Genomic DNA, 11,422 nt, shown 5'->3' with positions numbered 1-11,422 from the left:
ACCCGCGAGGATGTGGCCCGTCTGCATGGTGAGTTGGTGCGGTATGGGCTGGTGGTGTGGACGGGTGGGAATGTGTCGGGTCGTGTGCCGGGTGCGGATCTGTTCGTGATCAAGCCGAGCGGGGTGTCGTATGACGATCTGGCGCCGGAGAACATGATCGTGTGCGATCTGGACGGGGTTGTGGTCCCGGGGACGCCGGGCAGTGAGCGGTCTCCGTCGAGTGATACGGCGGCGCATGCGTATGTGTATCGGAATATGCCGGGTGTGGGTGGTGTGGTGCACACGCATTCGACGTATGCGGTGGCGTGGGCGGCGCGGGGGGAATCGATTCCGTGTGTGATCACGGGGATGGCGGATGAGTTCGGGGGTCCGATTCCGGTGGGTCCGTTTGCGGTGATCGGGGATGACTCGATCGGTCGGGGGATCGTGGAGACCCTCACCGGTCACCGGAGCCGTGCGGTGTTGATGCGCAATCATGGGCCGTTCACGATCGGGGTGTCGGCGAAGGATGCGGTCAAGGCCGCGGTGATGTGTGAGGACGCGGCGCGCACGGTTCATATCGCGGCGCAGGCGGGTCCGCTGGTCCCGATCCCGCAGGAGAAGATCGACGCCCTCTACGGCCGGTACCAGAACGTCTACGGCCAGGCCACCGACGACCGCCGCGACGAGAGCGAGGACGCCCGATGAGCGCCGACGCGATCCGCGCCGGCCGCACGGCGCTCGGCATCGAGTTCGGATCGACCCGCATCAAGGCCTGCCTCGTCGACGCCGCCGACCCCGGCACCGTCCTCGCGGTCGGTTCACACGAGTGGGAGAACCGGTTCGAGGACAACACCTGGACCTACGCGCTCGAGGACGTCTGGTCGGGACTGCAGGATGCCGTCGCCGGTCTCCTCGCCGACGCGGAGCGTCGTCACGGGGAGCGCCCCACCACGTTCGGTGCCATCGGTGTCTCGGCCATGATGCATGGCTACCTGGCGTTCGGGGCCGACGAAGATCTGCTCGTCCCCTTCCGTACGTGGCGCAACACGTCCACGGGTCCCGCCGCCGCCGAGCTGACGGAACTGTTCGGCGTCAACATCCCGCTGCGGTGGTCGATCGCGCACCTGCACCAGGCGGTGCTTGGCGCCGAGCAGCATGTGCCCGGCATCCGCTTCGTCACGACCCTCGCGGGCTATGTGCACTGGCGTCTCACCGGGCACAGGGTGCTCGGGGTGGGGGATGCCTCCGGCATGTTCCCGATCGATCCCGCGACCGGCGGCTACGACGAGGCGATGCTCTCGGCATACGACCGGCTCGTGAGCGGCCGGCTTCCGGCCGACCTGGTTCAGCTGCTGCCCGAGGTCCTCGCCGCCGGCGTGATCGCCGGCGAGCTGACGACGGAGGGAGCGGCCCTGCTCGACCCGACCGGATCGCTCAGCCCCGGCATCCCGTTCTGTCCGCCCGAGGGTGACGCCGGCACCGGAATGGTCGCCACGAACGCCGTCTCGCCGCGCACCGGAAACGTCAGCGCCGGCACGAGCATCTTCGCGATGGTCGTGCTCGATCGGCCCCTGGCCCGCGTGCACCACGAACTCGACATCGTGACCACGCCCGCCGGCGACCCGGTGGCGATGGTGCACTGCAACAACGGCGCGAGCGAGCTCGCCGCGTGGGTGAGCGTCTTCGGGCGGTTCGCCGCGGCGGCGGGCACGCCCCTCGAGGCCGACGCCGTGTACGAGGTGCTCTTCAGTGAAGCACTCGACGCCGAGGCGGATGCCGGCGGCATCCTCGCGTACAACCACCTCGCGGGGGAGCCCATCGCGGGACTCGACGCGGGGCGTCCGCTCGTCGTCCGCACCCCCGATTCGCGCCTGACGCTCGGCAACGTCTTCCGCGCCCAGCTCTACGGGGTCTTCGGAACCCTGAGCCTCGGGATGCGGGTGCTCCGGGGCGAGGGCGTGGAGATCGAGACGATGTACGCGCACGGCGGCATGTTCCGCACCGCCGGCGTCGCGCAGCGCTTCCTCGCGGCCGCGATCGACGCGCCCGTGGCGGTCGCCGCGACGGCGTCCGAGGGCGGCGCATGGGGCATCGCCGTGCTCGCGGCCTACCTGGACGCGGCCGCAGAGCTGCCCCTGGATGCGTATCTCGCGCAGCGCGTCTTCGCGGACGAGGAGTTCGCAACTGCGGCCCCCGACGCCGCAGATGCCGCGGGCTACGCCTCCTACCTCACCCGCTACGAGGTGGGGCTCGCGATCGAGCGCGCCGCCACCGCCGTCCTCTGAACCGACCGAAAGAAGAACGACATGACCCGCACGCCCCTCGCCACGACCCTCGACGCCTACGAGGTCTGGTTCGTCACCGGCAGCCAGAACCTGTACGGCGAAGAGACCCTGCGCCAGGTCGCTGAGCAGTCGCAGGGTGTCGTCGCCCAGCTCGAGGGCCATGTGCCCGTGAAGGTCGTCTGGAAACCCGTGCTGAAGGACGCCGACAGCATCCGTCGCCTCGCCCTCGAGGCCAACGCGGCCGACGAGGTCATCGGCCTCATCGCGTGGATGCACACGTTCAGCCCCGCCAAGATGTGGATCGGCGGCCTCGACGCGTTGCAGAAGCCGCTCCTGCACCTGCACACGCAAGCGAACGTCGAACTGCCGTGGGCCGACATCGACTTCGATTTCATGAACCTCAATCAGGCGGCGCACGGCGACCGCGAGTTCGGCTACATCCAGACCCGCCTCGGCGTCGCGCGCAAGACGGTCGCCGGTCACGCCTCCGATGCCCGCGTTCGTGCCGAGGTCGAATCATGGCAGCGGGCCGCGGCGGGCTGGGCGGCCGCCCGCAGCCTCAAGCTCGCGCGCTTCGGCGACAACATGCGCTACGTCGCGGTCACCGAGGGTGACAAGACCGAGGCCGAGCTGCGCTTCGGCGTGCAGGTGAACACGTGGGGTGTCAACGAGCTGGCGGATGCTGTCGCGACAGCATCCGACGCGGAGGTCGATGCCCTCGTGGCTCTCTATGAAGAGGAGTACGATGTCGTGCCCGAGCTGCGCGCCGGCGGCGAGCGTCATCAGTCGCTGCGCGACGGCGCCGCGATCGAGCTCGGACTGCGCTCCTTCCTCGAGGAGGGCGGGTTCGGCGCCTTCACGACGAGCTTCGAAGACCTCGGTGCCCTCACCCAGCTGCCCGGCCTCGCGGTGCAGCGCTTGATGGCCGAGGGCTACGGCTTCGGCGCAGAGGGCGACTGGAAGACGGCGATCCTCGTGCGCGTCGCGAACGTCATGGGCGCGGGGCTGCCGGGAGGTGCGAGCCTCATGGAGGACTACACCTACGATCTTGTGCCCGGCTCCGAGCGCATCCTGGGGGCGCACATGCTCGAGGTGTCACCATCGCTGTCGTCGCAGAGAGCGAGACTCGAGATCCACCCGCTCGGCATCGGCGGCAAGCAGGATCCCGTACGCCTGGTGTTCACCGCCGACCCGGGACCCGCGCTCGTCGTGGCCATGAGCGACATGCGGGACCGGTTCCGGCTGACGGCGAACGTGGTCGAGAACGTCGAGGCCCCGGATCTGCCCAAGCTGCCGGTGGGACGTGCGATCTGGAAGCCGCAGCCGGACTTCGCCACGAGCGCCGCCGCCTGGCTCATCGCCGGCGCCGCGCACCACACGGTCATGACCACCGCCGTGGGCATCGACGTGTTCCGCGACTTCGCCGAGATCGCCAAGACCGAGCTGCTCGTGATCGATGACACCACGACGGTGCGCGACTTCCAGCGCGAGGTGCGGTGGAACCAGGCCTACTACCGGCTCGCGCAGGGGCTGTAGAGCCGGCGTCTCGCTGCGCTCGCTCAACGCCCGGGGGGCAGCATGCCGACCGGGTCGTCGAGGAGGCGCGCGAAGGCGGCCTCCGCCGCGCCGATCAGCAGGCGATCCTCGCCGAGTGCCGCCGGGCGGATCTCGACATCCTCCCCGGCGGCCGGCATCGAGAGGGCGCGCACCGCGTCGAGCAGCTCGTCGGTGCCGCCCGCGGCGAGCGTCGCGAGAAACCCGCCGAGGACGATCACGCGCGGGTTCAGCACGTTGACCGCGTTCGCGAGCGCGGTGGCGAGGATGCGGCGCTGGCGCGCGATCTCGTCGGCGGCATCGGGAAGATCGCTCGCGGCGAGGGCGGCGGCGAGCGTGGGCTCGTCGGCCGAGGCGAGTCCCGCGACGGCGAGCAGGCGTGCCCGACTCACCTCGTCCTCCAGAACACCGTCGCCGGCCAGGCGATCCGCCGAGGAGGGGATGCCGGGCCGGTTCTGTCCGAACTCCCCGGCGTATCCCGAGAGACCGGATACCGGCATCCCGTGCACGATCAGGCCGCCGCCGATTCCGCTGGCGCCGCCGTTGAGATAGACGAGGTCGTCGATGCCCCGGCCGGCGCCGAACAAGTGCTCGGCGATCGCGCCCAGGGTGGCGTCGTTGTCGACCACGACCGGCAGGCCGGTGGCGTGCGTCGCGAGGTCGCGCAGCGGCACGTCGTGCCAGCCGAGGTGCGGTGCGAGGCGCACCATGCCGTCGGCCGCGCGGACGAGCCCGGGCACGGCGAGGCCGAGACCGACGATACGGGCGCCGTGGAGTTCCGCCGGGCTCCAGCCGGCGATCATCGCCACCGTCTGGTCGGGCGTGAGCAGGCGGTCGACCTCGATGCGCAGACGCGCGGCGACGGAGCCGTCCAGGCGCACAGCCGCGAGTGTGAGGGCGTCGACTTCGGGGTTCGCGGCGAGCGCCACGATCCGGGGATCGCACGCGACGACGGGGGAGGGGCGGCCGGCGCGCGTGGAAGGGGCAGGCGGCAGCTCGGCGGCGATGCCGAGCGAGACGAGTTCGCCGACGAGGTCGGCGATGGTCGAGCGGTTCAGGCCCGTCGTGGCCGTCAACTGCGCGCGGGACTGCGGTCCTTCGAGGTGCACGAGGCGCACCAGCCGTGCGAGGTTCGCGCGCCGCACCGCCTCGAAGGTGGTCGCGCGGTCGGTCATCGCACCAGCGTAGGGGGTCGCGGGCGGACGATGCGTGGTATAGGTTGTCGCTAACAACATTTCCGTTCAGCGAGGAGCAGGATCGCATGCCCACCCCCACGCCCGCCGACAAGTTCTCGTTCGGCCTCTGGACCATCGGCTACAACGGCACCGACCCGTTCGGGGGGCCCACGCGGCCCGCGCTCGATGTCGTGCACGCCGTCGAGAAGCTCGCCGAGCTTGGTGCGTACGGACTCACGTTCCACGACGACGACCTCTTCGCGTTCGGATCCACCGACGCCGAGCGTCAGGTGCAGATCGATCGCCTCAAGGGCGCGCTCGCCGCCACCGGCCTCGTCGTGCCGATGGTGACCACGAACCTCTTCTCGGCCCCCGTCTTCAAGGACGGCGGCTTCACGTCCAACGACCGCGACGTGCGCCGTTTCGCCCTGCGCAAGGTGCTGCGCAACCTCGACCTGGCCGCCGAGCTGGGTGCGAAGACCTTCGTCATGTGGGGCGGCCGCGAGGGCGCCGAGTACGACTCGGCCAAGGATGTGCGACAGGCGCTGGAGCGCTACCGCGAGGCGGTCAACCTGCTCGGCGACTACGTCACAGACAAGGGCTACGACATCCGCTTCGCCATCGAGCCCAAGCCCAATGAGCCGCGCGGTGACATCCTGCTGCCGACCCTCGGCCACGCGATCGCCTTCATCGACTCGCTCGAGCGTCCCGAGCTCGTGGGCGTCAACCCCGAGGTCGGCCACGAGCAGATGGCGGGCCTGAACTTCACCGCGGGCATCGCCCAGGCGCTTTACCATGGCAAGCTCTTCCACATCGACCTCAACGGCCAGCGCGGGATCAAGTACGACCAGGACCTCGTCTTCGGCCACGGTGATCTGCACAACGCCTTCTCGCTCGTGGACCTGCTGGAGAACGGCGGCCCCGGTGGGGTACCGGCCTACGATGGCCCCCGTCACTTCGACTACAAGCCCTCGCGTACCGAGGACGAGAAGGGCGTGTGGGAGTCGGCATCCGCCAACATGCGCACCTACCTGCTGCTCAAGGAGCGCGCCGCGGCCTTCCGCGCCGACCCCGAGGTGCAGGAGGCGCTCGCGGCCGCGAAGGTCGCCGAGCTCGCCGTGCCCACCCTCAACCCCGGCGAGTCGTACGACGACCTGCTCGCCGACCGGTCGGCGTACGAGGACTTCGACGCCGCGGCCTACCTCGGCGGCAAGGGCTTCGGCTTCGTCCGGCTCCAGCAGCTGGCGACCGAGCACCTGCTCGGCGCCCGCTGAGCGCGGACGCCATGACGCTCGTCGCGGGGGTCGATTCGTCGACCCAGTCCTGCAAGGTCGTCATCGTCGATGTCGCGACGGGGCGCGTCGTGCGCGAGGGGCGCGCCGCGCACCCCCCGGGCACCGAGGTGTCGCCCGATGCGTGGTGGGTGGCGTTGACGGACGCGATCGCGGATGCCGGCGGACTCGGCGACGTGGCGTCCGTGTCGGTCGCGGGGCAGCAGCACGGCATGGTCGTGCTCGATGCCGAAGGGCGGGTGATCCGCGACGCGCTGCTGTGGAACGACACCCGCTCGGCATCGGCGGCGCGCGGCCTGATCGGCGAGGTCGGGGCGGGTGAGTACGCCCGGCGGACGGGGGTCGTGCCCGTGGCGTCGTTCACCGCGACCAAGCTGCGCTGGCTGCGCGATGCGGAGCCGGAGCGCGCAGCCAGGGTGGCCGCGGTCGCGCTACCGCACGACTGGCTCACCTGGCGGCTGCGCGGCTTCGGCCCCACGGGCGAGTCGGCGAAGGGCCCGGTGCTGGAGGAGCTGACCACAGACCGCTCGGATGCCAGCGGTACGGCCTACTGGGGTGCTGCCGGGTACGACGATGAGCTGTTCGTGCGGGCTCTCGGGCACGACGCCGTACGCCCGAGAGTGCTCGGCCCGGGAGAGGCCGCGGGGCGCACCGCCGGCGGCGTGCTCGTGGGTCCGGGGGCGGGCGACAACGCGGGGGCGGCGCTCGGCCTGGGCGCCGCGACCGGAGATGTCGTCGTCTCGATCGGCACCTCCGGCACCGTGTTCGCCGTCACGGATCATCCGGTGGCCGATGCGTCCGGCACGGTCGCCGGCTTCGCCGACGCAGCCGGAGGCTACCTTCCGCTCGTGGCGACCCTCAACGCGGCGCGTGTGCTCGATGCGATCGCGGCGCTGCTCGGCGTGGATCACGATGAGCTCGGGCGACTCGCCCTCGAGGTGGATGCCGGAGCCCCGGCGCCCGTGCTCGTGCCCTACTTCGAGGGCGAGCGCACCCCCAACCTGCCGGATGCGACCGCGACGCTCGCGGGCCTCACCCTCGCGACGACGACGCGAGCCGGCGTCGCCCGCGCAGCGATCGAGGGGATGCTGTGCGGCCTCGCCGAGGGCGTCGACGCGGTGCGCGCCCAGGGCGTCGTCGCGCGGCGCGTGCTGCTGATCGGCGGCGCCGCGCGCAACCGCGCCGTCGCGGCGATCGCGGCTCAGGTCTTCGACGTGCCCGTCGTCGTTCCCGCGCCGGGGGAGTATGTCGCGCGAGGTGCCGCGGTCCAGGCGGCCTGGGTGCTGAACGGCTCGCGACCGACGTGGACATCGGCGATGGAGCGCACGCTCGACGTCGACACCCGCAGCGAGGTCCGCGCGCGATACGCCGCCGTTGCGGCAGGATACGTCGAGTGATCCATGAAGACAGACGCCCCGCATCCGGCACTCGGCACACCCTCCGGGCGGGCGACTACACCGCCGTCATCGCCAGCGTGGGGGCATCGCTGCGTGTGCTGAGGTTCAGCTCCGCGGCGGGGGAGCGCGATCTGACGACAAGGGCGATGACCATGTCACGCTCGCCGCCGAGATCGAGCCGCAGGCGGGGTACCCGTGGCGGCTGCGCATCGAGACCACCTATGCCCTGAGTGCGGACGGGCTCACCCAGACGGTGCGGGCGACGAATCTCTCGGGCGAGACCGCGCCGTTCGGCACCGGACCGCACCCCTATCTCGTCGCCGGGCCGGGCCGCGTCGACGACTGGATCCTCGAACTGCCGGCCCGCCAGGTGCTCGAGGTGACGGAGGACCGGCTGATCCCCACCGAGCTGCGCTCGGTCGAGATCGACGCCGACCGCTTCGACTTCCGCGCCCCGCGCCGGATCGCGGGTGCCCGGATCGATCATGCGTTCACGGACCTCGAATCGGCACCCGGCGGGCGGGTGACCGTGCGTGTGACCGATGGGCAGGGCTCGGGCGTCGGAATGGCCTGGGGAAGGGACTGCGCGTGGGTGCAGGTGCACACGGCGGATCTGCCCGACGAGTCCCGATCTCGGCGCGGGTTGGCGGTCGAGCCGATGACCTGTCCACCCGACGCCTTCAACAGTGAGAATGCTCTCATCTTGCTTGACCCCAGCTCGACAGCCGCGGGAACCTGGAGCATCTTCGCGATCTGATCGATCGCGATTCCCGTCGATCTCTCGCGCGTGAGCTCTCTGAAAGCTCATCTGTCCCCCGAAGAGGGGACGCGAACGTGGCCGTTTGTCCCCCAAAGGGGGGACAGACCCACTATCGCCGAAGGGTTTATGCTGTTACCAGCTCTTCCGGGAAGTGTCGAGACGCCGTCCCCAGCGGCGTGCGGGCCGGTTCCCCAAGCGGTTTCGCGTTCGACCAGGAAGAAGCAGGGCCCCCTCGAGTCGCCCAGTCCCCAATGGGCTGCCCGAGGGGGCCAATTCATTTCTCCGTCCTCCCCATCGGGTGCGGACGGATTCTTCTCCCCAGAGGAGTGCAGTCTCCTCCGCCTGATACACCCTCCGTGCCAGGATGGGCTCGTCTGCGGCTGAGCAAGGAGAACGACGATGTCGGAGCAGTACGAAGAGCGAAAGTCCTTCTGGCGGCTGTCGGTGATCATCGCCATCGCCGCCCTCGTGGCCGCGGCCCTGGTCTGCGTCTTCTGGGTTCTCTTCGGGGGCGAGAGTGGCATCATCGGCCGTGCGCTCGCGACGATCCTGCTCCTCGCGGCGTTCGCGGGCGCGGCCGTCTTCGACGCGGGGCAGGCCCCTCGACGACCCCAGTGGTACGTGCTGCTGAGCATGGTCGGCTGGGTCGTCATCCTTCTCGCCGGCGCGATCAAGATCTGGACTCCGATCGACGCGTGGTGGATGTCGTCATACACGCGCTTCATGGAGTTCGTGGCCATCGTGCTGGTCGTGCGGCTGGCGATCCTGCACGCGCGACTGCTCATCCGCACGCAGGAACGCAACGCCACCGTGTTCACGCGGGCGTGCACCGCCGTGACCGTCGGACTGTCCACGGTGCTCGCGATCATGCTTCTGCTGCCGCTCATGTTCGACGCCCGCTGGTCGGACTTCTACTGGCGGGTCGTCGTGGCCGTCACGATCCTCGCGGCGGTCGGCACCGCCCTCGTCCCGCTCGTGAAGGCCTTGAACTCGCCGCGCGTCGTCGCCGCTCCGCCCGCGCCGGCTGCGCTGCCCTGGCCGACCTATGCGGACGGGCGCACCCCGCTGCCGGTCATGTCCGACGGATCGCCCGACTGGAACGCGTACTACACGGGGCGCCCGAGCTATCCGCAGCAGCCCGCTTCGGGGTACGCGGCCCCCGTTCCGCCGATGCCGCCCGTCCCGCCGCACGCGCAGCAGGCGCCGCCAGCACCTCCCGTCTCTCAGGTGCCCCCCGCGCCGCCGTCACCGCCCGCGCCGCCGCGCTGATCATCCGGCGCGACCGAGTATCTCCAGCGCCGCCATCGCGGCATTGTGGCCGCCGAGACCGCTGACGGCGCCTCCGCGACGTGCGCCGGCCCCGCACATCAGGATGCTGTCGTGCCGGGTGCTCACGCCCCACCGAGCGCCCGGCGTCGTCTCCGCGGCGTCCGACTCCAGCCACGGCCACGACAGCTCGCCGTGGAAGATGTCGCCCCCCACCATGCCGAGAGAGTCCTCGAGATCCGCCGTCGTGCGTGCCTCGATGCAGGGGGTGCCATCGGGACCCGTGTGCAGCAGTGGCGCCAACGGTTCGGCGAGCACGCTCTCGAGCGAGCGTTCCGCCGCCAGAAGCAGCGCAGCGCGGATCGTGTCGGGGTCGGTGTCGGTGGTCAGACGGTGTGGCGTCTGCAGGCCGAACAGCGTGAGGGTGTGCGCGCCTCGTCGCCTGAGGTCCGGTCCGAGGATCGAGGGATCCGTGAGCGAGTGGCAGTAGATCTCCGCGGGCAGCGGATCGGGGATCGACCCGTCCGCCGCACTCCGGAAGGCCGTGTCCAGTTGCGTCATCGTCTCATTGATGTGGAACGTGCCCGCGAAGGCCTGCTCGGGCGCCACCTCGCGGTCCCGCAGTCGCGGCAGACGGTCGAGGAGCATGTTCACCTTGATCTGCGCCCCCTCCGGTGCCGGCGTGACAGCATCCGTCGTCGCGCCTCCCGCTCGAAGCAGGCGGGAGAGGACCGCCGGGCCGACCCCGCTCAGGACGAGCCGACCCGCGACGATCTCGCCGTCGTCGAGGGTGACCTCGCCGTCGGGCGTGATCGACACGGCCTCGACGTGCACGCGCAGCCGTGCACCCGCGCGCAGCGCCGCATCCCGGAGGGCTTCGGTGACCCGACCCATACCGCCCACCGGCACGTCCCAGTCGCCCGTCCCTCCGCCGATGACGTGGTAGAGGAAGCAGCGGTTCTGGCGCAGCGAGGGATCGTCGGCGTACGAGAACGTGCCGATGAGCGCGTCGGTCAGCAGCACGCCCCGCACGAGGTCGTCGGGGCTCTGGGTGCGCAGCAGCTCGCCGAGGGGCGCCTCCACGAGACCGTGCCACAGCGCGTCGTCGCCGACGCGTCGGCGAAGCTCCTCTGGCCGTGCGAGCGGCTCGGTCATCGACGAGAAGACCGCACGCGCGAGGGGGGCGAGCCGCGCACCGAACGCCGCGTACCGGTCCGCGTCGGCACGATCGCCCGTCGCCCGCGCGAACGAAGAGGCCGTGGCCGCGGCATCCTCCGTGTCGATCAGCAGGCCACGTTCGGGTGCGTCCGGCACGGGCGTGTACGACGAGATGCGCCGGCGGCGAAGGGTGATCTCGAGCCCGAGATCGTCGATGATGCGCCGCGGAAGCAGGCTGACCAGGTAGGAATAGCGCGAAAGCCGGGCGTCCACGCCCGCCCACGGGCGCTCCGAGACGGCCGCGCCGCCGACGTGGCCGTCTCGCTCGAGTACGACGACGCTGCGTCCGGCCCCCGCGAGGTAGGCCGCCGCGACGAGGGCGTTGTGTCCGCCGCCGACGATCACGACATCGTGCACGGGTCGGGCGGGTCCGGCGTGATTCATGCCGATCACGCTAGGGCGTGTCTCCCATATCGCTGGTGAGGCTCACGGCAGTCTTGTTGTGTGAGGTCTGATTCGCGGTTGAGGGTGTTCACGGACGAGCAATGGAAGC

The 11,422-nt window shown here is 70.7% G+C and carries 9 protein-coding genes; 7 read left to right on the top strand and 2 right to left on the bottom strand.

Annotated features, from left to right (window positions below; all coding sequences use genetic code 11):
- Nucleotides 1–12 precede the first annotated feature (12 nt).
- Genes DI573_RS12735 through araA form a run of 3 tightly spaced genes read left to right on the top strand, consistent with a single transcriptional unit; the run spans nucleotide 13 to nucleotide 3,803 of the window.
- Nucleotides 13–687 (top strand): L-ribulose-5-phosphate 4-epimerase, encoded by a 675-nt coding sequence (locus DI573_RS12735; protein ID WP_292814918.1) that lies wholly within the window; start codon nucleotides 13–15, stop codon nucleotides 685–687.
- Entirely contained in the window at nucleotides 684–2,267 is a 1,584-nt protein-coding gene (locus DI573_RS12730; protein WP_292814912.1) for an FGGY-family carbohydrate kinase, read from the top strand. The genes DI573_RS12735 and DI573_RS12730 overlap by 4 nt, the downstream gene beginning before the upstream one ends.
- Nucleotides 2,268–2,288: 21 nt before the next feature.
- Nucleotides 2,289–3,803: an L-arabinose isomerase gene (gene araA, locus DI573_RS12725; RefSeq protein ID WP_292814909.1), complete on the top strand. Its 1,515-nt coding sequence runs from the start codon at nucleotides 2,289–2,291 to the stop codon at nucleotides 3,801–3,803.
- A gap of 23 nt (nucleotides 3,804–3,826) precedes the next feature.
- On the opposite strand, the gene DI573_RS12720 is transcribed toward araA, so the two are convergent.
- Complete coding sequence (locus DI573_RS12720) at nucleotides 3,827–4,996, bottom strand: ROK family protein (protein WP_292814907.1); 1,170 nt, start codon at nucleotides 4,994–4,996, stop codon at nucleotides 3,827–3,829.
- 86 nt (nucleotides 4,997–5,082) lie between these two features.
- Between DI573_RS12720 and xylA the strand changes: the two genes are divergently transcribed.
- The 4 genes from xylA (at nucleotide 5,083) to DI573_RS12700 (ending at nucleotide 9,714) form a co-directional block, all read left to right on the top strand.
- The gene (gene xylA / locus DI573_RS12715) at nucleotides 5,083–6,270 is read left to right on the top strand and encodes a xylose isomerase (protein ID WP_292814904.1); all 1,188 of its coding nucleotides are present in this window, start codon (nucleotides 5,083–5,085) and stop codon (nucleotides 6,268–6,270) included.
- A gap of 11 nt (nucleotides 6,271–6,281) precedes the next feature.
- A complete protein-coding gene (locus DI573_RS12710) occupies nucleotides 6,282–7,685 on the top strand; it encodes an FGGY family carbohydrate kinase (protein WP_292814901.1) in 1,404 nt (467 codons plus the stop codon).
- 22 nt (nucleotides 7,686–7,707) lie between these two features.
- On the top strand, nucleotides 7,708–8,442 hold the full coding sequence (locus DI573_RS12705) for a hypothetical protein (protein WP_363331368.1): 735 nt from the start codon (nucleotides 7,708–7,710) through the stop codon (nucleotides 8,440–8,442).
- 402 nt (nucleotides 8,443–8,844) lie between these two features.
- Entirely contained in the window at nucleotides 8,845–9,714 is an 870-nt protein-coding gene (locus tag DI573_RS12700) for a hypothetical protein (RefSeq protein WP_292814898.1), read from the top strand.
- On the opposite strand, the gene DI573_RS12695 is transcribed toward DI573_RS12700, so the two are convergent.
- Nucleotides 9,715–11,313, bottom strand: coding sequence for an NAD(P)/FAD-dependent oxidoreductase (locus DI573_RS12695; protein ID WP_292814895.1), 1,599 nt, complete (start codon nucleotides 11,311–11,313; stop codon nucleotides 9,715–9,717).
- Between the last annotated feature and the right edge of the window lie 109 nt (nucleotides 11,314–11,422).

The organism is Microbacterium sp. (assembly GCF_003248605.1).
GTDB lineage: Bacteria > Actinomycetota > Actinomycetes > Actinomycetales > Microbacteriaceae > Microbacterium.
The sequence above is the reverse complement of the archived record's forward strand: the minus strand, read 5'-3'. Positions and strand labels throughout refer to the sequence as shown.